Source organism: Streptomyces sp. CS113 (assembly GCF_002188365.1).
Classification (GTDB): Bacteria; Actinomycetota; Actinomycetes; order Streptomycetales; family Streptomycetaceae; genus Streptomyces; species Streptomyces tendae.
This window is the reverse complement of the sequence record NZ_KZ195574.1, coordinates 4,587,602-4,609,794: the sequence shown is the minus strand read 5'-3', so window position 1 is coordinate 4,609,794 and position 22,193 is coordinate 4,587,602. Positions and strand designations below refer to the sequence as shown.

General features: G+C 73.5%; 20 protein-coding genes, 2 tRNA genes, 1 pseudogene and 1 riboswitch. Of the genes and pseudogenes, 8 read left to right on the top strand and 15 right to left on the bottom strand.

Annotation, left to right across the window (positions count from 1 at the left end):
* Nucleotides 1-222: 222 nt before the first annotated feature.
* Nucleotides 223-2,340 (bottom strand): asparagine synthase-related protein, encoded by a 2,118-nt coding sequence (locus tag B9W62_RS20485; protein WP_087808539.1) that lies wholly within the window; start codon nt 2,338-2,340, stop codon nt 223-225.
* Between the two features lie 735 nt (nt 2,341-3,075).
* On the opposite strand from B9W62_RS20485, the gene B9W62_RS20480 reads away from it, so the two are divergent.
* Entirely contained in the window at nt 3,076-4,497 is a 1,422-nt protein-coding gene (locus tag B9W62_RS20480; RefSeq protein ID WP_087808538.1) for an NsdA family TPR-like regulatory protein, read from the top strand.
* A gap of 93 nt (nt 4,498-4,590) precedes the next feature.
* Nucleotides 4,591-5,805, top strand: coding sequence for an L-2-hydroxyglutarate oxidase (lhgO, locus tag B9W62_RS20475; protein ID WP_087808537.1), 1,215 nt, complete (start codon nt 4,591-4,593; stop codon nt 5,803-5,805).
* On the opposite strand, the gene B9W62_RS20470 is transcribed toward lhgO, so the two are convergent.
* A complete protein-coding gene (locus tag B9W62_RS20470; protein ID WP_087808536.1) occupies nt 5,802-6,233 on the bottom strand; it encodes a Dabb family protein in 432 nt (143 codons plus the stop codon). The genes lhgO and B9W62_RS20470 overlap by 4 nt on opposite strands.
* Before the next feature lie 112 nt (nt 6,234-6,345).
* Between B9W62_RS20470 and trmB the strand changes: the two genes are divergently transcribed.
* The gene (gene trmB / locus B9W62_RS20465) at nt 6,346-7,185 is read left to right on the top strand and encodes a tRNA (guanosine(46)-N7)-methyltransferase TrmB (RefSeq protein ID WP_087808535.1); all 840 of its coding nucleotides are present in this window, start codon (nt 6,346-6,348) and stop codon (nt 7,183-7,185) included.
* A 10-nt stretch (nt 7,186-7,195) separates the two neighbouring features.
* Complete coding sequence (locus tag B9W62_RS20460) at nt 7,196-8,650, top strand: PrsW family intramembrane metalloprotease (RefSeq protein WP_087808534.1); 1,455 nt, start codon at nt 7,196-7,198, stop codon at nt 8,648-8,650.
* A 19-nt stretch (nt 8,651-8,669) separates the two neighbouring features.
* Here the strand turns inward: B9W62_RS20460 and B9W62_RS20455 are convergent, their stop codons facing one another.
* The 7 genes from B9W62_RS20455 to B9W62_RS20425 all read right to left on the bottom strand — a co-directional run bounded on the left by B9W62_RS20455 (nt 8,670) and on the right by B9W62_RS20425 (nt 15,104).
* A complete protein-coding gene (locus B9W62_RS20455) occupies nt 8,670-9,614 on the bottom strand; it encodes an aldo/keto reductase (RefSeq protein WP_087808533.1) in 945 nt (314 codons plus the stop codon).
* Nucleotides 9,615-9,776: 162 nt separating this feature from the next.
* On the bottom strand, nt 9,777-10,820 hold the full coding sequence (locus B9W62_RS20450) for a M23 family metallopeptidase (protein WP_087808532.1): 1,044 nt from the start codon (nt 10,818-10,820) through the stop codon (nt 9,777-9,779).
* Nucleotides 10,821-10,831: 11 nt separating this feature from the next.
* A riboswitch (cyclic di-AMP (ydaO/yuaA leader) is annotated at nt 10,832-10,988 on the bottom strand.
* A gap of 224 nt (nt 10,989-11,212) precedes the next feature.
* The gene (locus B9W62_RS20445; RefSeq protein ID WP_256976524.1) at nt 11,213-12,433 is read right to left on the bottom strand and encodes a PP2C family protein-serine/threonine phosphatase; all 1,221 of its coding nucleotides are present in this window, start codon (nt 12,431-12,433) and stop codon (nt 11,213-11,215) included.
* Nucleotides 12,434-12,632: 199 nt separating this feature from the next.
* Nucleotides 12,633-12,706: transfer RNA gene (locus tag B9W62_RS20440), tRNA-Met, on the bottom strand.
* A gap of 70 nt (nt 12,707-12,776) precedes the next feature.
* A complete protein-coding gene (locus B9W62_RS20435; protein ID WP_087808531.1) occupies nt 12,777-13,904 on the bottom strand; it encodes a dihydrofolate reductase family protein in 1,128 nt (375 codons plus the stop codon).
* A 118-nt stretch (nt 13,905-14,022) separates the two neighbouring features.
* Nucleotides 14,023-14,730 carry an NUDIX domain-containing protein gene (locus B9W62_RS20430; protein ID WP_087808530.1) on the bottom strand — a complete coding sequence of 236 codons (708 nt, stop codon included), beginning with the start codon at nt 14,728-14,730 and terminating at the stop codon, nt 14,023-14,025.
* Nucleotides 14,727-15,104, bottom strand: coding sequence for a DUF4406 domain-containing protein (locus B9W62_RS20425; RefSeq protein ID WP_087811995.1), 378 nt, complete (start codon nt 15,102-15,104; stop codon nt 14,727-14,729). Before B9W62_RS20425 ends, B9W62_RS20430 begins: the two co-directional genes overlap by 4 nt.
* Before the next feature lie 88 nt (nt 15,105-15,192).
* Between B9W62_RS20425 and B9W62_RS20420 the strand changes: the two genes are divergently transcribed.
* Both B9W62_RS20420 and B9W62_RS20415 read left to right on the top strand, forming a co-directional pair.
* The gene (locus B9W62_RS20420; RefSeq protein WP_087808529.1) at nt 15,193-15,981 is read left to right on the top strand and encodes a DeoR/GlpR family DNA-binding transcription regulator; all 789 of its coding nucleotides are present in this window, start codon (nt 15,193-15,195) and stop codon (nt 15,979-15,981) included.
* Between the two features lie 80 nt (nt 15,982-16,061).
* Entirely contained in the window at nt 16,062-17,021 is a 960-nt protein-coding gene (locus B9W62_RS20415; RefSeq protein ID WP_087808528.1) for a MerR family transcriptional regulator, read from the top strand.
* Here B9W62_RS20415 and B9W62_RS20410 read toward each other — a convergent pair.
* The 3 genes from B9W62_RS20410 to B9W62_RS20400 are packed head-to-tail and all read right to left on the bottom strand — an operon-like array spanning nt 17,002 to nt 18,453.
* Nucleotides 17,002-17,388, bottom strand: a complete 387-nt coding sequence (locus B9W62_RS20410) for a hypothetical protein (protein ID WP_087808527.1) — start codon at nt 17,386-17,388, stop codon at nt 17,002-17,004. The two genes, B9W62_RS20415 and B9W62_RS20410, sit on opposite strands and share 20 nt — an antisense overlap.
* A gap of 7 nt (nt 17,389-17,395) precedes the next feature.
* Complete coding sequence (locus tag B9W62_RS20405) at nt 17,396-17,773, bottom strand: hypothetical protein (protein ID WP_087808526.1); 378 nt, start codon at nt 17,771-17,773, stop codon at nt 17,396-17,398.
* A gap of 11 nt (nt 17,774-17,784) precedes the next feature.
* The gene (locus B9W62_RS20400; protein ID WP_087811994.1) at nt 17,785-18,453 is read right to left on the bottom strand and encodes a TetR/AcrR family transcriptional regulator; all 669 of its coding nucleotides are present in this window, start codon (nt 18,451-18,453) and stop codon (nt 17,785-17,787) included.
* Between the two features lie 156 nt (nt 18,454-18,609).
* Here B9W62_RS20400 and B9W62_RS20395 point away from each other — a divergent pair, with 156 nt between their 5' ends.
* A complete protein-coding gene (locus B9W62_RS20395; RefSeq protein WP_179235572.1) occupies nt 18,610-19,281 on the top strand; it encodes a CatB-related O-acetyltransferase in 672 nt (223 codons plus the stop codon).
* 17 nt (nt 19,282-19,298) lie between these two features.
* The gene (locus tag B9W62_RS20390; protein WP_087808525.1) at nt 19,299-20,045 is read left to right on the top strand and encodes an SAM-dependent methyltransferase; all 747 of its coding nucleotides are present in this window, start codon (nt 19,299-19,301) and stop codon (nt 20,043-20,045) included.
* Nucleotides 20,046-20,085: 40 nt separating this feature from the next.
* Here the strand turns inward: B9W62_RS20390 and B9W62_RS20385 are convergent.
* From B9W62_RS20385 to B9W62_RS40800, 3 genes and pseudogenes are all read right to left on the bottom strand, one after another.
* Nucleotides 20,086-20,158 (bottom strand) — tRNA-Lys (locus B9W62_RS20385).
* Between the two features lie 116 nt (nt 20,159-20,274).
* Nucleotides 20,275-21,810, bottom strand: a complete 1,536-nt coding sequence (locus B9W62_RS20380; RefSeq protein ID WP_087808524.1) for an amino acid permease — start codon at nt 21,808-21,810, stop codon at nt 20,275-20,277.
* A gap of 130 nt (nt 21,811-21,940) precedes the next feature.
* Nucleotides 21,941-22,193, bottom strand: a pseudogene (locus B9W62_RS40800) (RNA helicase); the annotation flags it as partial.

Sequence of the window (22,193 nt, the reverse complement as noted above, 5' to 3'; positions counted from 1 at the left end):
ACGCGGCGGGAGAGCCGCGTACGGCGGGAAGGGGTCGTGTCGGGGGGTGTTCGCCCGCAGCGGTTGGCGCGTCAACGCCCCGCACCTCTTCAAGTAACCGATTCCGCGCCGTTCCGAGGACGAACACCCCCCGGCGCGGCCCCGACCCCCACCCCACGCACCGCGCTACGCGCACCCCCACCGAACCCGCACAGGCGCCGCAGGCACCCCGCACCCACCGGCTCACCCCCGCCGCACGACCGCCCCGGCCCCGCCCAGCGCCCCCCGCTGCGGCACGATGCCCGCCGGCACCGCGCGTTGGCGGGCCGGGGTGCCGGTCCAGCAGGTGCCGCGGCGGGCCAGCAGGCGGCCGAGCCACAGCTCCAGCGAGACCAGGTCGGCCAGCCCGTCCAGCGGCAGCGGCTCGCCCGCGGCCGCCGCCCGCACGGCCTTGCGCACGACCCGCGCCTCCACGAGCCCCGCCTGCGCGAGCAGCGGCGTGTCGAACAGCCCCAGCAGGGAGTCCGCGGCGACCCGCAGCCCCGTGCGCGCGGCGGAGGCCGCCAGCGCCTGGGTGGGCGCCCCCCACCCGCTCGGCAGCTCGCTCACCCCCGCCCCCTCCAGCACCGTCCGCAGGATCGCCGCCCGCGCCCCCGGCTGCACCCGCAGCGCCTCCGGCAGGGCACGGCAGGCCCGGACGACCTGGTTGTCGAGGAACGGCGTGTGCAGCCGCTGGAAGCGGATCTCCGCGGCCTGCTCGAGGACCCGCACCTCCGCAGCATGCCGCGCCAGCGCCGCCCGCGCCCGGAAGTCCCCCGGACGCTGCCCCGGCCCGACCCCCGACCGCTGCGAGGACGTCTGGAGGCGAACCGATACTTCGGCCAACGCCTCTCCGGTCAGCCACCGCGCCGCCGGCCCCGCCCCGGCCCAGGTCAGCGCGGCCATCGAGGCGTCCATCGCCCCGTCTCCCGGCGGGTCGAAGCGTCTGCGCAGCAACCGCTCGGCGAGCACCTCGAGACCGCTCCGGTACGGCGTGCGCGCCAGCCTCCGCGCCGCCCCGTACACGCGCGCGGGGACCAGTACCGACCCGTCGGCCTTGGCGAGCGCGGCGACCGGCCGGACCAGGTGCCGCCGCTTGCGGTCCATGAGCAGGTCGGCGAGGCGCGCCGGATGGGCGTCGAGGACCTGCCGTGCCCCGTACCCGGCGAAGTGGTCCGCGCTCCCCGCGGCGAGCCGCGCCCGGTGCCGCGCGGCGGTGACGAGGAAGGAGCCCGGCTCGTCGGTCAGCGGCCCGTCCAGCGCGGTGAACGGCAGCATGTCCTCGCCGCCGGTGACCACCACGTGGTGCAGCCGCGGGTTGGCCGCCAGCGCACCCGCCCGCGCCAGCTCGGGCTCCTGCCCGCCGACGGCGAGGTCGTTGAAGGTGACGGCCAGCAGCCGCTCCCCCGCCCCGGTGCCGTGTCCGAGCACGGTCCCCGGCATCCCCGGCAGCCCGGCCGCCAGCAGCGCCAATGTGCCCGAGGCCGGCCCGCCGGACAGGTCGGCCCCGATCCCCGGCACGGGCATCCCGCGCGCCGCACGGCGTTCCGCGGGCCCCATGCCCGGCACCGGCCCGGGGTCGATGCCGTCCCCGGGGACGTGCCGGGGTGCGGCGAGCCGGGTGCGCACCGCCTCCACCAGGGCGTCCCGCACGCCGTCCACCGCGCGGTCGGGGTCGGCCGCGGGCGCCGCGACGGCCAGCGAGGCCACCGGCTCGTACCCCGCGATCTCGCGCGCCCCGGCGCGCAGAATCAGCGCATGCCCCGGCGGAACGCGCTTCACGCCGTCGTACGGGGTGGAGTCGTCCAGCGCGGCCGGCACGTCGGGCGTGGCGAGCAGCGCGGCGAGGTGGCCGAAGTCGAGGTTGGCCTCGACGAGGTCGGCGAGCGGCAGCGCGGCGGTCGCGTAGGCGGTGCCGCCGGCCCAGGGGGTGTGGAACACCGGCCGCGCGCCCGCGAGGTCGCCGCAGACGGTGATCCGCCGCCCCACCTGGACGACGGCGGTGTAGCTGCCGGGCCACGCCGTCAGATGCCGAAGCGCGCCCCCGCGCGCGGCGAACAGGGCGACCCGCAGCTGCTCGTCACTCGCGCCGCAGATGCCGAGGACGGCGATCCGGGTCTGCGGATCGGCGGTGACGACGCGCACCTCGTCCGGGCGCCAGTCGCCGACCGCCCACAGCGGATCGGGATCGCCCCACAACGGCTGCGCACCCACGGGCTGCACGGTCTCGCCGTCGTAGCCGGTGGCCCCCGCGGAACCCGTCACCCCGGCGATCCCGGCTGCTCCCACGGCGGCGCTGCTCCACCCCACCAACCACCGCATCGACGCCTCCACAGGCTGGGGACAACCAGTGCACCGTACGAACTGGTTCCCCATGCTGCCATGAAGGGCGCGCGACAGAGCGTCGGCGGAGCCGCGAGGGCTCACTCAGTGCGCCCTCGCGGATACCCGCACGAGAACGCCGACTCCCTCGCACCACCCCTCGGGCACTGCCCGGAAGGGAGGTGGAGGCGACGCGAATGCGCCCCCGCAACGCGCCCTTTGGCTCCCCTACGCGCCCTCAACTCCCATGGTGAGGGCGGTAGTACCCCGAAATCACCAGAGGTGATTTTCAGCCAAATCGGCGTCACGCGGTCGCACCCGAACACGCTCCGAATACGCTTCGAACACGCTCCGTACTCATACCGCGCACCGCCCGGCGATTGCCGTCGGCGCGCGGTCCGGGGGACGCGAACCGCCCCCCGGACCGGTCCGCCGCCCGCGGGGATGTAGGCGGCGGCGTCCCCCAGCCCGCTGGATCCAGTACAGCGGGCCGACCCACGCACCGCCCATGGAATCGCTCCCGCCGTGGCCGGAGAAGAGCGCACGCACGGGCGCACGGCCACACATCGGGAGCACGCGGCAACAGACCGTACATACACCGCACTTGAGTACGGACCACAATCCCGCCATCCGGAACAATGCCTCTTAACGCCTGGGATGCGGCGAACTACGCTGGGTTTACGAATGCCGCGTGGTTATGCCAGCGCGGCAGCCGTCTGTGTCGAGGGGTGGCGCATGTCCAGGGAGCAACGCGGGCCGAACGAAAAGCTCGGCGCCGTTCTCGCCCTCGCGGGAATCAGCAACGCAGGACTCGCCCGGCGCGTCAACGACCTCGGCGCCCAGCGCGGGTTGACACTTCGCTACGACAAGACGTCGGTGGCGCGCTGGGTGTCGAAGGGCATGGTGCCCCAGGGCGCCGCGCCGCACCTCATCGCGGCGGCCATAGGCCAGAAGCTCGGCCGCCCGGTGCCGCTGCACGAGATCGGCCTGGCGGACGCGGACCCCGCCCCCGAGGTGGGCCTCGCCTTCCCGCGGGACGTCGGCCAGGCGGTCAGGTCCGCCACAGAGCTGTACCGTCTCGACCTCGCCGGCCGCCGGACCGGCGGCGGCATCTGGCAGTCGCTCGCCGGGTCGTTCGCCGTCAGCGCCTACGCGACGCCCGCCTCGCGATGGCTGATAACCCCGGCCGACAGCTCGGTGGCGCGCGAGGCGAGCCCCGCCGAGGGCTCCGGCGCACCGCTCAAAGTCGGCCACAGTGATGTGCAGAAGCTGCGCGAGGCCGCCGAGGACGCCCGGCGCTGGGACTCCAAGTACGGCGGCGGCGACTGGCGTTCGTCGATGGTCCCCGAGTGCTTACGCGTCGAGGCGGCCCCGCTGCTCCTCGGCTCCTACTCCGACGAGGTCGGCCGCGCCCTGTTCGGCGCCTCGGCCGAACTGACCCGCCTGGCCGGCTGGATGGCCTTCGACACCGGCCAGCAGGAGGCGGCCCAGCGGTACTACATCCAGGCGCTGCGCCTGGCCCGCGCGGCGGCCGACGTCCCGCTGGGCGGCTACGTGCTGGCCTCCATGTCCCTCCAGGCGACCTACCGGGGCTTCGGCGACGAGGGCGTGGACCTCGCCCAGGCCGCCCTGGAGCGCAACCGCGGCCTGGCCACGGCCCGCACCATGAGCTTCTTCCGCCTGGTGGAGGCGCGGGCCCACGCGCGCGCGGGCGACGCGGTGGCGGCCGGTGCCGCCCTGAAGGCCGCCGAGAGCTGGCTGGAGCGCGCCCGCCCCGGCGACAGCGATCCGTCGTGGCTGGGTTTCTACTCCTACGACCGGTTCGCCGCCGACGCGGCCGAGTGCTACCGCGACCTGAAGGCACCACGCCAGGTCCGCCGCTTCACCGAGCAGGCGCTGTCGCAGCCGACGGAGGAGTTCGTACGCTCGCACGGCCTCAGACTCGTCGTCTCGGCGGTGGCCGAGCTGGAGTCCGGCAACCTGGACGCGGCCTGCGAGCAGGGCGTGCGGGCGGTCGAGGTGGCCGGCCGCATCTCCTCGGCCCGCACCACCGAGTACGTGAAGGACCTCCTGCACCGCCTGGAGCCGTACGGCGACGAGCCGCGCGTGGCGGAACTGCGCGAGCGCGCCCGCCCACTGCTGGTGACTCCGGCCTGACGGGCCGCCGCCCGCACGGCACCCGCCCCGACGGGTTTGAGGGCATTGTCAGTGGCGCAGTGCACTATCGAAGCCGGGAGGTGGACCGGGGAGATGGAACGGGTGGCACGAGTGTTCGACTGCGATGTACTGGTGATCGGCGGCGGCATCGTCGGCCTGTCCACGGCGTACGCGATCACGCGCGCCGCCCCGGGCACCCGGGTCACGGTCCTGGAGAAGGAGCCGGGCCCCGCCCGCCACCAGACGGGCCGCAACAGCGGGGTCATCCACAGCGGTGTCTACTACCGCCCCGGCTCCCTCAAGGCGCGCTACGCGGTCCGGGGCGCCGCCGAGATGGTCAAGTTCTGCGCCGAGTACGGCATCGACCACGCCGTCACCGGCAAGCTGATCGTCGCCACCGACCGCGCCGAGCTGCCCCGCCTGCACGCCCTCGTCCAGCGCGGCCGGGAGAACGGCATACCGGTGCGCGAGCTGGGCGGCGCCCAGATCCAGGAGTACGAGCCCGAGGTGCGGGGCCTGGCCGCCATACACGTCGGCACCACCGGCATCTGCGACTACGGCGCCGTGGCCCGGCAGCTCGCCCACGCCTCCGGGGCGGAGATCCGCTACGGCGCCGAGGTGCACCGCGTCGACCGGCGCCCCGGCCTGGGCGTCGCCGTCCGCACCCGTGCCGGGGACGTGCTCCGGGCCCGGGTCCTGGTCAACTGCGGCGGTTTGCACTGCGACGAGATCGCCCGGCTGACCGGGGACGACCCCGGCATGCGGATCGTCCCCTTCCGGGGCGAGTACTACGAGCTGGCGCGACCGGAGCTGGTGCGGGGGCTGGTGTACCCGGTGCCGGACCCGGCGTTCCCGTTCCTCGGGGTCCATCTGACCCGGGGGATCGACGGAGGCGTGCACGTCGGGCCGAACGCGGTGCCGGCACTGGCGCGCGAGGGGTACGGCTGGGGCGTGGTGCGCCCCCGTGAGCTGGGCGCGACCCTGGCCTGGCCGGGTTCGTGGCGGATAGCCCGGCGGCACTGGCGGTACGGCGCGGGCGAGCTGCGCCGGTCGCTGTCCAGGAGCGCGTTCACGGCGGCGGTGCGCAGGCTGCTGCCCGCGGTGACGGAAGGCGACCTGGTCGCCGCCCCGGCCGGGGTGCGGGCGCAGGCGGTGCTCGCGGACGGCACGCTGGTGGACGACTTCCTGATCAAGGAGGGCGCCCACGCGGTGCACGTGCTGAACGCACCGTCGCCCGCGGCGACCGCCTCCCTGCCCATCGGCCGCGAGGTGGCGCGCAGAGCGCTGGCGATGCTGGACGCGGACTAGTCCGAGCCGCCCTCCCGCGCCCCCCGCCCGGGGGCGCTGCTGCCGTCGTACGAGCCGAGGCCCTCGATCAGGGCGACGAGCGCCGGGTCCCCCGCGAAGCGCTCGGCGTGGATCTGCCGGATGAGGTCGGCCGTGGCCGGGTCCTCGTCGTCGGTCAGGTCGTGGGAGACCATGTCCCGCACCAGCGGCAGCCCGATCTCGTCGACCCGCCGGTGCAGCGGGGCGTACATGTAGGCCCGGTACCCCTCGATGTCCTCCACGGCGAACATCGCGCCGTAGTCGAAGTCGCCGCCCACGTCGCGCCCGACCGTCCAGTACGCGACGGCATCGATCTCCCGGCCCATCCTGCGGAGCAGCTCGAGTGCTTCCTCGACCTTGTCCCGGGGTGCGTCGGGTCGCATGGCAAGGCGGATCTGGTGGTGAATCACGGTGTCTCTCCCCACGGCTGCAACTGTCGCTCTAACCAATCGCTGACGTTACAGACTCTAACTACACCTACAAGCTGTCGCAACTACGTGCGCGGTCTAAAATCGACGCATTGTGTCTGACTCCCACCACACCCCCGAAGCCGCAGCCGCTCCCCCGCCGTCCCCGGCCGGGGCCTCCCCGCGCCACGTCCGCGCCAAGGGCGAGCCCCGATTCCCCGACGGGCCGAAGGCCGATCCCGCCGGGTCGCACTTCGAGCGGCGGATCCGCAGCTTCCAGCCCCGGCGCAGCCGGGTGACCGCCGGGCAGGCGGACGCATTGCAGCGGCTGTGGCCGGTATGGGGGCTGGACATCGACGGACAGCGGGTTATCGACCTCGCCGAACTCTTCGGCAACGCCCGCCCCGTGGTCCTGGAGGTCGGCTTCGGCATGGGCGAGGCCACCGCCCGGATGGCCGCCGCCGACCCGGACACCAACATCCTCGCCGTCGACGTCCACACCCCGGGCCAGGGCAACCTGCTCGGCCTCGCCGAGCGGCAGGAGCTGTCCAACATCCGGGTGGGCAACGGCGACGCGATCATCCTGCTGCGCGAGATGCTCGCCCCCGACTCCCTCGCCGGGCTGCGCGTCTACTTCCCCGACCCGTGGCCCAAGAAGCGGCACCACAAGCGGCGGCTGATCCAGCCGGAGTTCCTGTCCCTGGCCGCGACCCGGCTCGCGCCGGGTGCCGTGGTGCACTGCGCCACCGACTGGGAGCCGTACGCCGAGCAGATGCTCGACGTGCTCACCGCGCACCCCGACTTCGAGAACACCGTGCCCGGCGGCGGATTCGCGCCGCGTCCCGAACACCGGCCGCTGACCCGTTTCGAGGGCCAGGGACTGGACAAGGGTCATGTGGTGAACGACCTGCTCTTCCGTCGCGTACCGCACAAGGAGCTGCCCCCCACCGGTTAGGGTCCATGCCGTGGCCACCTGTCCCCCGTATCCGACCCGTGCGCACCGGCATACGCACTGGTGGCAGCACACCTGGGTCCGTTACGGCGCGCTGATCACCCTGCTCGCGCTCTCCGGCCTGGTGATCCTGGCCCTGGTGCGCGAACAGACGGGTACGCAGGGGTTCCTGGTGGGGCTGGGCCTGGCGGTGCTGCCGGTGCCGCTGCTCATAGCCGCCTTCCGCTGGCTGGACCGGGTGGATCCCGGCCCCTGGCGGAACCTGCTCTTCTGCTTCGCCTGGGGGGCCTGCGCGGCGGCGCTGATAGCGATCGTCGCCAACAGTTTCGCGACGCGCTGGATAGCGACCGCGACCGCCGACCCGGCCGGCGCGGACACCCTGGGCGCCACGGTCATAGCCCCGGTCGTCGAGGAGTCCGCCAAGGCCGCCGCCGTCCTCCTGGTCTTCCTCTTCCGCAGGCGGGACTTCACCGGCATCGTCGACGGCGTGGTCGTCGCCGGGGTCACCGCCACCGGTTTCGCCTTCACCGAGAACATCCTGTACCTGGGCACCGCCTTCGGCACCGATCAGCTGACCGGCGACAGCGGCATCGCCTCCGTCACCGCGGCGACCTTCTTCGTGCGGGTGGTGATGTCGCCGTTCGCGCACCCCCTGTTCACCGTGCTCACCGGCATCGGCTTCGGCATCGCCGCGCTCTCCCCCGGCCGGCACCACCTGCGACGGGCCCTGCTCCCGCTGGCCGGGCTGCTGCTCGCGATGGGCATGCACGCCCTGTGGAACGGCTCGGCCGGGTTCGGCGAGTACGGCTTCTTCGCCGTGTACGCGGCGTTCATGGTGCCGTCCTTCGGCCTCCTGACCTGGCTGGTGATCTGGACCAGGCAGCGCGAACTGGCCACCGTACGGGCCGAACTGCCCGCGTATGTCCTGGCGGGATGGCTCACACCCGTGGAGCCGTACGCGCTCGGGTCGATGCGGGCCCGCCGCATCGCCCGGCAGTACGCCCGCCGCCACGCGGGGAAGGAAGGAGCGCGGGCGGTGGCGCGGTACGAGGCCTGCGCGACCTCGGTGGCGTTCCTGCGGCGGCGCGGACGCCGGGGCAGGGCGGGCGCCGACTTCACGGCGCGGGAGCGAGCGCTGCTGGAGGCCCTGTGGCACCTGCGGGGCGTGGCCCGCCCGGCGCTGGACTACGCGGCCCGGGCCACGGCACCCCCGCCGCCGCCCCTGCCGCGGCCGGTACCACCGTGGGCGTATCCATACGGCGGGGTGCAGGACGGCGGGGCGCAGGGCGTGTACGGCGCCCGAACGGCATCCGCCCCGTACGCCCCGCACCCCGCACCCACCCCGTACGCCCCCTACGCGCCGTACCCGCCGTACGGACCGCACGCGCCGTATCCCGCCCCCTCCGCGCCGTACGGCCCGCACGCGCCGGGCGGCCCGTACGCGCCGCCCGGACCCCACCGGCCGTAGGTCCGCGCCGTGCGGACGGTCAGGCGGACGCCCGGGTCAGCCGTCCGATCTCGTCCTCCGTCAGGCTCAGCCCGGCCACGCCCAGCAGGGCCGGCAGCTGTTCCACCGTGCGCGCGGACGCGATCGGCGCCGCCACCGTCGGCCGGGCGGCCAGCCAGGCCAGGGCGACCGTGGCGACGGGGGCTTCGTGGGCCGCGGCGATCTCGTCCAGGGCGGCGAGCACCCGGCGCCCCCGCTCCGTCTCCAGGTGCTTGGCCGCGCCACCCGCCCGCGGGCTGTCCACGTCCGTGCCGGGCCGGTACTTGCCGGTGAGGAAGCCGGCCGCGAGGGCGTAGTACGGCACGGCCGCGAGACCGGCCTGCTCGGCGAGGTCGCGCAGCTCGCCCTCGTACGTGTCGCGGGAGACCAGGTTGTAGTGCGGCTGGAGGGCGACGTACCGGGCGAGGCCCTCGCGGTCGGAGAACTCCAGGGACGCCGCGAGCCGTTCGGCGGAGATGTTGGAGGCGGCGATGTACCGCACCTTGCCGGCCTTCACCAGCTCGTCGAGCGCGCCGATGATCTCCTCGACCGGCACCTCGGGCTTGTCGAAGTGGGTGTAGTAGAGGTCGATGTGGTCGGTGCCCAGGCGGCGCAGCGAGGCGTCGGCCGCGGCCCTGATGTTCGCGGCGGACAGGCCGGGGTACTCGGGGTGCTGGCTGACCTTGGTGGCGAGGACGACGTCGTCTCGGTTGCCGCGGGCCGCGAGCCACTGGCCGAGGACGGTCTCGGACTCGCCGCCGCTGTTGCCGTCGACCCAGGCGGAGTAGGAGTCGGCGGTGTCGACGAAGTTGCCGCCGGCCGCCGTGTAGGCGTCCAGGACGGCGAAGGAGGCGTCCCGGTCGGCGGTCCAGCCGAAGACGTTGCCGCCCAGGGCGAGGGGGAAGACCTCGAGGTCGGAGGAGCCGAGCTTGCGCAGAGAAGTCATGTACCGAGTCAACAACCGCGTCGGAGCAGACCATCCCGGCACGCACCCGCGCGCACGCAAAGATCCCGCAAACCGGCAGCCCTGACGTCGGGGGGTTGCCGTCAGGACCGCCGGGGATCAGCGGGGCGATTCAGGGGCCGGGCGCAGCGGGGACGCGGCGGATCAGGGCGTGAGCCCCTTGCTCTGCAACCAGGCCATCGGGTCGATGCCGGTGCCGCCGTCGGTGTGGACCTCCAGGTGGAGGTGGGCGCCGGTGACGTTGCCGGTGGCGCCGACGCGGCCGATGACGTCACCGGTGGTGACCTTCTGGCCGACGCTGACGTTGATGGAGGACTGGTGCGCGTACCAGAGCTCCGTGCCGTCGTCGAGGGTGAGCACGGTCTTGTAGCCGTACGACCCGTCCCAGCCGGCCGACGTGATCGTGCCGCTGTGCACCGCCTTGAGCAGCGTGCCCGTGGGGGCGGCGAAGTCGAGCCCGGTGTGGTGGCCGGAGGCCCAGAGGGAACCGGCCTGGTTGAAGGTCGAGGAGATCGTGTACGAGGAGGTCGGCAGCGTGTACTGCTTGGCCAGCTTCGCGAGCCGTTCGGCCTCGGCCTTCTTCGCGGCCTCCTCCTCCGCCTTCTTCTTGGCGGCGGCGGCCTTCTCCTTGGCCTCCTTCTCCGCCTTGGCGGCGGCTTCCGCGGCCTTCTTCTCGGCGGCGGCCTGGGCCTCGGCGGCGGCCTTGGTCTCGACCTGCGCCTGCTGCTGCTCGGCCTGCGCCATGATCCGGGCCCGCAGCGACTCGCCGGCGTCGGCGGTGCCGGTGCCCTCGGAGCTGTCGGCGGCGACGGCCTGGGTGATGCCGCTGAGCGGGGTGGCGGAACCCTCGGGCTCCGGCTCCTCGTCACCGCCGGGCATGAGCGAGCCGACGTTCGGCAGGTCCGGCATCGAGATGGACACCGGCGGCTTGCCGGTCTGCGCGCTGGCCATGCCGCCCGCGCCGACGGCGGCTATGACACCGACGCCGAGGACGGTGGAGCTGCGGGCGAGCCCGCCGCGCTGCTTGGCGACGCGGTGCCGGCCGCGCACGGGGCGGATGGACTCCGCGGTGGGGTTCCACTCCTCCCAGGGACCCTCTTCGGCGCGGGGGGCGTCGTAGCCGAAGGTGTCGGTGCCGTGCCCGCTGGGCACGAACGGGGCCTCGGGGGCAGGCCGGTTGGACGCCACGTGGGCGTACTCCTTTCCTTCCTTCCGCCTACCGGGTTAGCTGACGGGTTCGGAGCAGGAAGGTCTCCTACGGGTGTCTGACGGCCGTGTCTCCACGGCGTCATACGCCCGATTCACCCCAATGTGGTGGTTCCCCGGTTCCCTTGCGGGATTCGGCGCGTGCGCACGGAGCCGCCTTCTGTGACGGCTGGGACGACCGCGCTGCGTTATCGAACGTTAATAGACGCGAGGCTCCGATTCCAAGCCGTTCCTCTTGATCATTAACGGATACGGCCGGGACGTACCCCTCACGACCGGTGAAAACCGGGCGAGTTGACCCCGCTTCAGTATTCCCCTTCACGTCAGGTTTTTCTGACGGTGTATCAGTTGTTATGCGGAGGGGGGTCGTACTGTCACGGCTCGTGACAATGATCATGGTCGCCGCGCCGGGGCCGCCGTACGGCGAGCAGTGCCATGTCGTCCGCCATGCCGCCCCCGGAGTGCCGGCGCACGTCCTCGGCGAGGGTGTCGAGCAGGGTCTCCGGATGCGGGAAGACGCGGCCGGCCAGCCGTGCCTGCGGATCGTAGAACTCGCCCTTCGCGTCCCGGGCCTCGGTCAGTCCGTCGGTGTACAGCAGCAACGTGGCCCCGCCGGGGAAGGCGACCTCCTCCGCGCGGTCGGGCCACACACCCAGCTCGCCCATGCCGAGGGGCAGCGCCGACTCGCGGGCGGGCAGGGGCCCGAGGGTGCCGTCGGCGTAGAGCAGCAGGGGCGGCGGATGGCCGCGGTTGACGATGCGGACCGTCCCGTCGCCGTGCGGGAGTTCGGCGAGCACGGCGGTGGTGAAGCCCTCGAAGGCGTCCAGTCCGTCGCGCCGGGTGCCCTCGCGGGCCAGCGCCCGCTCCAGGCGCTGCGCCACCGCCTCCAGCGTCGCCTCCTGCTCGGCGGCCTCGCGGAAGGCGCCGATCACGACGGCGACGGCGGCCACGGCGCCCATGCCCTTGCCGCGCACGTCCCCGACGATGAGCCGGACGCCGCGGGCGCTGTCCTGCACGGCGTACAGGTCGCCGCCGATGAAGGCGTCCGCCTGCGCGGCCTCGTAGCAGACGGCGATCTCGAAGCCCGCGATCCGCTCGGCGGGCTGGGGCAGTACGGCGCGCTGGGCGGCCTCGGCGATCTCGCGGACCGACACGAGGCGCTCGCTGCTGCGCCGGACCAGGCCGTTCACGATGACGGCCAGCACGGCGACCGTGGCGATGGTGATCAGCTCGGTCAGGGAGTCGACGTAGTGGATGACGCCCTTGCCGAACTGGAGGCCGATGACGACGGCGACCACGGCGACGCCGGTGAGCGCCGTGCCGCGCCGCGAGTAGAGCGGTGCGGCGACCAGGGGCGCGGCCGTGTAGAGGGGGCCGGCGGTGAAGTACCTCGGGGTGAAGACGTCGTACAGGATGGCGACGACGATCAGCAGCACGGGGAGCGCGTGCACGAAGGCGCGCCCGTACCCGGTCCGCCGGCGTGGTGGTGGCGCCGGGGGCGGCGGAGGCTGCGGTTCGTCGCCGAGGCCCGGGTCGGGCACGGGATCGCCGGGGAGTCGGCCGCCGGCTCTGGCGTACGCTCCCTCGTCGTCCACGTCACCTGGCCGCACCACTCGTCTCCCGCCGCCCCGTACGTCCGCGCCGGCACGTCCGCGCCGCTTGCCGTCCCGGACTCCAGGTTTCCGGGAGCGGGGGCGGGCGGCGAGCGGTGAGGGGCCGACCGGATGACACGGAACACCTACGGAAACGCACCGAGGGCCGGAACCCTTTCGGATTCCGGCCCTCGGCCTTCAGTAGCGGGGACAGGATTTGAACCTGCGACCTCTGGGTTATGAGCCCAGCGAGCTACCGAGCTGCTCCACCCCGCGTCGTTGTGTTCACCACTGTACGTCATCCCGGGGGCGGAATGCACATCCGTATCTCCTCACCCCTGTTTCCCTACCCCTCCAGGTGGCGGTTGGGCGCCTTCGCCCGCTCCGCGTACTCGTCCAGTACGACGACGGCGGCACCCGCCGCGGTGAGCACCCCGCTGCCGTCCGCTCCCGCCACGAAGGTGTCCGGCTCCCGCCAGGCCGTGACGACGCGGCGCACCCCGGCGTCGAGGATCAGCCGGGCGCAGGGTGTGGGCCGGGAGGCGCGGCGGGCGCAGGGCTCCAGGCTGCTGTAGACGGTGGCGCGGGCGAGCCGCGGGTCGCCGGGATCGACCTTCGCGAGCGCGGCCTCCTCGGCGTGCACGACCGGATCACCGCCCTCCCGCGAGTACCCCCGCGCCAGCTCGCTCCCGTCGGCGGCGACCACGACCGCCCCCACGCTGAACGCGGTGTCCGACGGCGGACACAGCTCGGCCAGCTCACAGGCGAGCGCCAGCCAGTGCCGGTCGGCGGCGGCACGGTCGCCGGTGCCGGGAGCGGTGGGCAGGTAGCGGTTCAGCACGACGTCCTCGAGCCGCCGCGACTCCACCAGCCGCAGCCGCCCGCCCTGGTAGGCCCCGGGCCCGAACAGCCGGGGTGCGGCCGGGTCCCCCACGAACAGCGGCGCGAGGACGAGGTGCAGTTCGTCGGCGAGCCCCTGCTGGAGCAGCTGGGTGTGGACGGTCCCGCCCCCTTCGACCATGAGCCGCCGCACGTCCCGCCGGTCGTGCAGGTACTCCAGCGCCGCGGTCCAGTCGAGCACCGGCCCCAGGGACACGACGTCGGCGGCGATCCCGAGCGCACGGGCCCGTCGGGCACCGTCGTCCGTGGTCAGCAGCGCCTTGTCCCCGCCCGTGTGCCAGAACCGCGCCGCCGGGTCCAGCTCGCCGCTGCCGCTGACGGTGACCTTGAGCGGGTACTCCGCCCGTCCGTCCGCGACCCGGGCCGCCCGCCGCTCGGCCGAGTTCACCAGCAGCCGCGGATTGTCGGCCCGGATCGTGCCGGCCCCGACCAGGATCGCGTCCACGGAGGCCCGCACCTCGTCGACCCGGTCGAAGTCGGCGGGGCCGGACAGCAGGAGCCGTTCGGGGCCGGTGTCGTCCAGGTAGCCGTCGAGGGAGACGGCGGCGGAGAGGAGGACGTGCGGGAGGGGCATGGGTGGCACTCCGGGAGGCAGACGGGCGGCGGGGTCCGGCGGGCACACCCTAGGCGCCGCTGGTGCCGCCACGATTCACCGTAGTCCGCGGACGGCCGCCGCCCCCTCGGCTCACCGCTCACGGCCGACGGCCGGCCGGGCGCGGCGGTGACCCGTCGCGGGCCTCCCGGGCGAAGGGACCGTCCAGGGCCGCCCACTGCACGAGCATGATGGTCTTGCCGTCGGTGATGCGTCCGTCGCGAGTCATGGCGAGCGCCTCGGCGAAGGGCAGTTCGAGCACCTCGATGTCCTCCCCCTCCTCCTCGACCCCGCCGCCGGTCCCGGTCCGGTCGGCCGGGGTGTAGGGCGCGGCGAAGAAGTGGAGCCGCTCGGTGACGGAGCCGGGGCTCATGTAGGCGTCCAGGACGTGGGTGAGCGGCCCCAGGGTCACCCCGAGTTCCTCCGCGCTTTCCCGGCGTACGGCTTCGACCGGGTCGTCGGCGTCGAGGAGCCCCGCGGCGGCCTCCACCAGCATGCCGTCGGGATGGTCGTTGACGTAGGCCGGGTAACGGAACTGACGGGTGAGCAGGACGCGGCCGCGGGCGGTGTCGTAGGGCAGGACGACCGCGCCGTTGCCGCGGTCGTAGGTCTCGCGCCGCTGTGTCTCCCACCGTCCGTCACGGCGTCGGTAGTCGAAGGTGGTGCGCCGCAGGACGTGCCAGCCCTCCGAGGTCAGCTCGACGTCGCGGACCACGACGCCGGGGTTGCGGTCCAGCCCGCGTCCGGCCCGGTCGAGGCCGGTACGGCCGCGGTGGTCGGGGACGTCGACACCCGGGCGGCCGGTCACGCGGCCTCCCGCGGGGTGCGGTGCTCCCGGCGGGGGATCTCGGCGGCGTCGTGGTAGACGGGCAGCCCCCTGCGGCGGGCGGTGGCGACGTCCTGGTCCGCCCCGGCGGACCGGCCGGGCAGGCGCAGCACGGCGTCGCAGTGGGCGAGCAGCCGGTCGGCGGCCGGGTAGAGCACCTGGTCGGCGAGGGGGTCGGTGGGGCCGGCCCCGGCGGAGCGGAGCACGGGGAGGGCGATCCACTCCCCGATCACGGGCAGGTGGCCGGCGGCGAAGACCGGCCAGGCTGCCTCTTCGAGACGGGCGAGGTTGGCGGCCATGGCCCGGGGGTCGCCGCCGGTGCCGGACCGGTAGGGACCGGCGATCAGTATCAGCATGGGCTTGTCCGGGGATTCCTGCGTGGGCTTGTCGGTCATGAGGCGCTACGATACATGCAGAAACGTGCAAGAACAGGAGAGAGTGTGCATGCTGGCTGCTGAACGACGCGACCATCTGCTGGATCTGCTCGCCCGCGAGGGCAAGGTCGTCGCCAAGGACGTCGCCGCCCGGCTGGGGATCTCCGAGGACAGCATCCGCCGCGACCTGCGCGACCTCGCCTCGGAAGGACTGGTCCAGCGGGTCTACGGCGGCGCGCTGCCCGTGTCGCCGGCGGTCGTGGACTACGCCGCCCGCCAGACCGTGGCGCCGGACGGCAAGCAGCGGGTCGCGACGGTCGCCGCCGGGCTGGTCAGGCCGGGCGGTGCGCTGATCCTCGACGGCGGGACGACCGCACTCGCCGTGGCCCGCGCGCTCCCGCAGGACCTCGACTGCACGGTGATCACCCACAGCCCGACGATCGCCGCGGCCCTGCTCGGCCATCCGCGGGCGGAGTTGTTCCTGCTCGGGGGCCGCGTCTTCAAGCACTCGGCCGTCACCCTCGGAGCCGCCGCCGTCGAGGCGGCGCAGAACGTCTCCGCGGACCTGTGCCTGATCGGCGTCACCGGCGTCCACCCCGAAGCGGGCCTGACCACCGGGGACGCCGAGGAGGCGGCGATGAAGCGCGCCCTGTCCGCGCGGGCGGCCGAGACCTACGTCCTTGCCTCGTCCGAGAAGATCGGCACCGCCTCACGGTTCCGCGTCCTGCCCTGGGACAAGGTCACCGGACTGATCACCGACGCGGCACCCGACCACCCGGTCGTCGAGCAGGTCGAGGCGCTCGGCCCGGACGTCCTGACCGCGGCCGGCCCCGCCGAGGGGGCCGAACCCGCCGGCTGACGCCCCGGTGGCGGGACACCGGACCCGGGAGAGCCCCCACCGCTTGACTCTCCAGTGGCTGGAGACCACAGGGTGGGCTCATGAACGGCGCGACGCCCCCGCACTCGATCGGTGAACTGTCGGCCCGTACCGGCGTGCCCGTACGGACGATCCGGTTCTACTCGGACACCGGACTGCTGCCGCCCACCGACCGCACCCCGGCCGGATACCGCCGCTACGACGACGCGGCCCTGGGCCGGCTCCACCTCATCGGCGTCCTGCGGGAGCTGGGCGTCGGCCTCGCCACGGTCCGCCGCGTCCTGGACGGCGGCCTCTCCGTCGCCGAGGCCGCCGCCGCGCACGCCGACGCCACCGCCGTACAGATCCGTGCGCTGCGGCTGCGGCACAGCATGCTGCGGCTCGTCGCCCGGCGCGGCTCCAGCCCCGAGGAGACAGTTCTCATGCACCGGCTCACCCGCCTCACCTCCGACGAACGACGGCGCGTGGTCGCCGACTTCATCGCCGCACTGGAGGCCGGCACGCCACAGGCCCGCGACGCGGTCGCCGCCCTGCGCACCGCCCTGCCCGAACTCCCCGACGAACCGTCCGACGCCCAGCTCGCCGCGTGGGTGGAGCTGGCCGAACTCGTCGCCGACGACGAGTTCCGCGGGCGTATGGCCCGTGCGGCCCTCCCGCCCGCCGACGACGACGTGTTGCCGGGGGTGGCCCCCGGGGCGGTGGCGGAACTCATCCCCTTCGTACGGCAGACCGTGGCCGAGGCCAGGGCGGCGGGCATCGACCCGGAGGGCGACGAGGCCACCCCGGTCGTCGACGCCGTCGTGGCGCGCTTCGCCGCCGTACTCGGCCGCCCGGACGGCCCGGAGCTGCGGTCGTGGATGGCCGGGCGGTTCGCGGCGGGGCACGACCCGCTCGTCGAGCGGTACTGGCGCCTGGTGTGGACCGTCAACGACTGGCAGGTGGTCCCCGGTCACCTGCCCTTCCAGCCGTGGCTGGTCCGGGCCCTCGGCCGGTCCGGCCGGATCAGCCCCAGTCGCCGTTGACCCAGGCGAGCAGGCGGGCGCGCTTCGTGTAGGAGCAGATGGTGTAGTCCGGGCCGGACGTGACGTGGGCTCCGTCCCCGTACCGCAGCTCGTATCCGTAGTCGCCGGGGCCGTACTCGCCGTCCCGGCGGCCGTCCAGGTCGTCGGCCCACTCGAGGAGACCGAAGTCCAGGAACCCGAGGCTTCCGAGGTACCGGCCGGGGTCGGCCGGTTCCACCGGCGCGGTACGGCCGTCCGCCCCGGCGGCGGGCCCGTCCTCGTCGCAGCCGTCGGAGCGCACGGGCTGTCCCAGCCACCACCCGGCCAGGAACACGGCGTACAGAGCGGTGACGACGCCGAGCCGGCGCGGGGTCATCCAGGCGGACATCCGGCCCCTACCCCCAGTCGCCGTCGAACCAGGCACGCAGGCGGGAACGTTCACTCGTGTCGTTGGTACAGGCGACGGCGTAGGAGGTGACCGTGAGCGTGTGAATCACCGGGGTCCGCACCGTGTGGGCGTCTGCGAGCCGGCTGTAGTCCGGATACGCCGACGGCGCCGGGACGGCGCTGTAGGCAGCTCTGGGCGTGGGCGACGGTGCGGGGTCGTGCCGCTCCACGGCCTGGGGCACGCGGCACTCTGCGGTCACGGGCTGCCCCAGGTACCAGCCCGCGACGAACACGCCGTAGACCACGGCGGCGGCGCCGAGGCGGCGCGGGGTGACCAGGCGGGGCCGTAAGTCAACCGGGCCGCTGCCGGGGGGAGTTGTGATCATGCCGGGGGACTCTACCCGTCGGGCCGGCTGCCTCCCGGCCCCGCGTCCACGTCCCGGGGGACCGAGAAAGCGCCCGCGGCGGCCGCCAGCACCGCGGCCTCCGCCGCCCGTTCCGGGAGCAGCGGGTCGGGGTCGGCGCGCAGGAGGACCACCTGGTGGTAGAGCGGTGCCGTGGCGGCGATCAGCAGACCCCGGGCGTCCAGGTCCGCTGCGGCTCGTGCGGGGAGTTCGCCCCGCACGACGGCGCGCTCCACGAGGATCTCGCACTGCGCGTACCGGTCCGCCCACAGTCTCGTCTGGGCCCGGGCGGCCCGCCCGGAGTGGAACGACGCGGCCATCAGGGCGACGGCGAAGGACGGCCGTACGACGAGGGACTGCTGGATCTCCCGGTTGAGGGCCGTCAGATCGCCGCGCAGGGAGCCGGTGTCCGGCGGCTGCCAGTCCGTCTCGCCCGCGGCGTCGATGACGTCGACGAGCAGCCCGCCCACGTCGCGCCAGCGCCGGTAGACCGTGGTGCGGTGAACGCCCGCGCGGGCGGCGACCCCCTCCACGGTGAGTCCTTCGTGACCGGTCTCGGCGAGTTCGGCGCGCACCGCGTCGAGGACCTGGGCGCGGATGCGGGCGGTACGGCCACCAGGACGGCGCTCGGGCGCCGCGACCGCGGGACCCGTCGAATCCATCGAACTCGTCGAACCCGTCGAACCCGTCGAACCCGCCATCGGCAGCCTCCTGTCCGGTTGATCGATTATCCGGTTGATCGACACGACTGGCCCGTGCCACGCTCTAAACGCTACACACGTCGCACTAGTGGTCCGCCGAGAGGATCCGCCTTGCCGATGCCCGCTGTCCCCGCCGATCCCACGGTGCTCCACCCGATGCCCGAGCAGCCCCGGGTCGTCCTGCTCAAGCCGTTGGTGCGGTCCCCGCTGATCGAGGTCGGCGAGTTCTCGTACTACGACGATCCGGACGACGCGACCGCCTTCGAGACCCGTAACGTGCTGTACCACTACGGTCCCGAGAAGCTGGTGATCGGGAAGTTCTGCGCCCTGGGGACCGGCACCCGCTTCATCATGAACGGCGCCAACCACCGCATGGACGGCCCGTCCACCTTCCCCTTCCCCACCATGGGCGGCTCCTGGGCCGAGCACTTCGACCTGCTCACCGGCCTGCCGAACCCCGGGGACACGGTGGTCGGCAACGACGTCTGGTTCGGCAACGGCACCACCGTGATGCCCGGCGTCCGCATCGGCCACGGCGCGATCGTCGCCACCGGGGCCGTGGTGACGGGCGACGTGCCCGACCACGGCATCGTCGGCGGCAACCCGGCCCGTCTGATCCGCACGCGCCACCCGGAGCAGGACATCGCGCGACTGCTCGCGGTGGCCTGGTGGGACTGGCCCGTGGAGCACATCACCGAGCACGTACGGACGATCATGTCCGGCAGCGTCACGGAGCTGGAGCAGGCCGCCGCGCAGGTCGGGCGGGACGCCGGATCCGCACAGGCATGACGGAAAGGAACACGGTCATGGACCTCCCCCGCATCTTCACCATCCGTGAGAGCGGCCACCGGATCCACAATCCGATGACCGCGCAGAAGCTCGCCGCCCTGGGCGAATCGCTCCACCTCGCCCCCGGGACCCGGGTGCTCGACCTGGCCAGCGGCTCGGGCGAGATGCTGTGCACCTGGGCGCGCGACCTCGGTTTCACGGGCACCGGGGTGGACATCAGCACGGTCTTCACCGAGCAGGCCCGGGCTCGCGCCGCCGAACTCGGCGTCGCCGACCGGGTCGAGTTCCTCCACGGCGACGCCGCCGGCCATGTCGCGGACCGGCCCGTCGACGTGGCCGCCTGCGTCGGCGCCACCTGGATCGGCGAGGGCGTCGCCGGGACGGCCGCCCTGCTCGACCGGAGCCTGCGCCCCGGCGGCCTGATGCTGATCGGCGAGCCGTACTGGCGGCAGACCCCGCCGGACGAGGAGACCGCCCGGGCCTGCCACGCCACGTCCGTCACCGACTTCCTGCCGCTCGGGGACCTGATCGAGCAGTTCCAGGAACTCGGGTACGACGTCGTGCAGATGATGCTGGCCGACCAGGACAGCTGGGACCGCTACGCCGCCGCCCAGTGGCTCAGCATGCGCCGCTGGCTCGACCGGAACCCGGACGACGAACTCGCGCCCCAAGTACGGGAGGAACTCACCACCGAGTCCGCCCGCCACGCGCGCTACGTCCGCGAGTACCTCGGCTGGGGAGTCTTCGCCCTCATGAAGCGCTGAGACCCCAGCCCGTTCGTGCGACGAGCTGGGGTCCGACGAGTAGGCCCTGTGGGACTCGAACCCACAACCAATGGATTAAAAGTCCACTGCTCTGCCAATTGAGCTAAGGGCCCAGGCGGGGTGCCGCGCGGTGTTGCGCGATGTTGCCACACCGAGCATAGCCCGACGCGGCCGGGGCGCCGATCGGGTATCGGGGTCACGGCCGCGTCGGAGGGCGTGGGGCCCTGGGCTACGGGTCCACCGGCTCGGGGGCGTTCGCCCGGGCGGCGGCGCGGGCGCGGGTGCGTTCGTGTTCGGGGTTGAGGAACCAGTGCCGGGCCGAGGCCAGCCACCAGGTGGCGGCGAAGCCCAGCACGACCAGGACGGCGACGGGCGCGTAGTTGAAGGTCTCCCAGGTGACCGGGGAGACCTGCGGCAGCATGAACAGCACCGTGATGACGCAGACCCACGTCACCGCGACCACGCCCACCACCTGCGACCAGCGGCCCAGGTGCCACGGCCCGCGTTCGAAGGCGGCGCCCTTGCGGACGCGCAGCAGGGTCGGGATGACGTACGCGATGTAGAGGCCGATGACCGCGATCGAGGTCACCGCGGCGTATGCCGTGACGTTGATCAGGTACGGGAGGCCCAGGACCAGCGCGGCCAGGGCCGCCAGCCAGACCGCCGCGACGGGCGTGCGGGTGCGCGGGTTCACCGAGTGCCAGATGTGGGAGTACGGGAGCGCGCCGTCCCGGGAGAAGGCGTAGATCATGCGGCTGTTGGCCGTCACCGAGGCCATGCCGCAGAAGAGCTGGGCGCCGATCACGACGAGGAGGAGGAGCTTGCCGGCCGTCGCGCCGAGGGCGTCGAGCAGGATCTGCGCGGGCGGCGCGCCGGTCGGGGACGTCAGGGCGCCGTCGTAGGACTGGATGGCGAAGGTGAAGCCGAGGAGGAGGACGAAGCCCGCGATCCAGGAGGTCCAGATGGAGCGGACGATGCCCTTCGGTCCGGCCGTGGACGCGTCGTGCGTCTCCTCGGTCATGTGGGCGGAGGCGTCGTAGCCGGTGAAGGTGTACTGGGCCATCAGAAGGCCGATCAGGACGACGTACGCCCCGCTGCTCCAGCCCGTGTTGTTCACGAACTCGCCGAAGACGAAGGACGCCGACTGGTGGTGGTCCGGCGCGAAGGTCAGCGCGCCGACGATGACCGCGACGCCGAGGACGTGCCACCACACGCTCACGCTGTTCAGCAGGCCGACGATGCGGACGCCGAAGGTGTTGAGGAGGCCGTGGAGGATCAGGATCGCGGCGAAGAGGAGGATCGTGCGGCCCGGGGTCACCTCGAAGTCGAACTGGAGGTTCAGGTAGGCGCCCAGGAAGGACGCGGCGCCGAAGTCGATGCCGGCGGTGACCGCGACCTGGCCCAGTACGTTGAACCAGCCCGTGAACCAGGCCCAGGCCGCCGCCGTGCGCGGGGGTGCCAGGCGGTGCGCCCAGAAGTACAGGCCCGCCGACGTCGGGTACGCCGAGCAGATCTCGGCCATCGCCAGGCCGACGAAGAGCGTCATCAGGCCGACGGCGACCCAGCCCCACGTGATGACGGCGGGGCCGCCCGTGTTCATGCCGAAGAGGTAGAGGGTCAGGCAGCCCGACAGGACCGAGATGATCGTGAAGGAGACCGCGTAGTTGGAGAACGCCGACATGCGGCGGGCCAGAACCTGGGTGTAGCCGAGCTGGGCCAGCCGTTCCTCGTCCGAGAGCCCGCTCGCCTTGGCGTCATCTGTCATGCCCCCAGCAATTCCCTCGCCGGGAGCGTGACATGCGTCACTCCGTGGCCGAAACCGGACCGCAACGCGAAGCGCCGTGGCCCCCACCCGACTCGGGTGGGGGCCACGGCGCGTCTCAGGTGCTCAGGCGTCAGCCGTTGCGCTTCCAGCGCGGCTTGTCGTCACGGCGGCCGAAGGACGAACCGCGGTGGTCGTCGCGGCGGCCGTACGGGCGGTCGTGACCACCCGAGCGGAAGCCGGGGCGGTCGCCCTGACGGTCGCGGTTGAACGGACGGTCGCTGCCACGGTGCCCACCGCGCTCGCCGCGGTCGTCACGGCGCTCGAAGGAGCGGCCACCCCGGTCGTCGCGGCGGAAGCCACCGCGGTCGCCGCGGTCGTCCCGG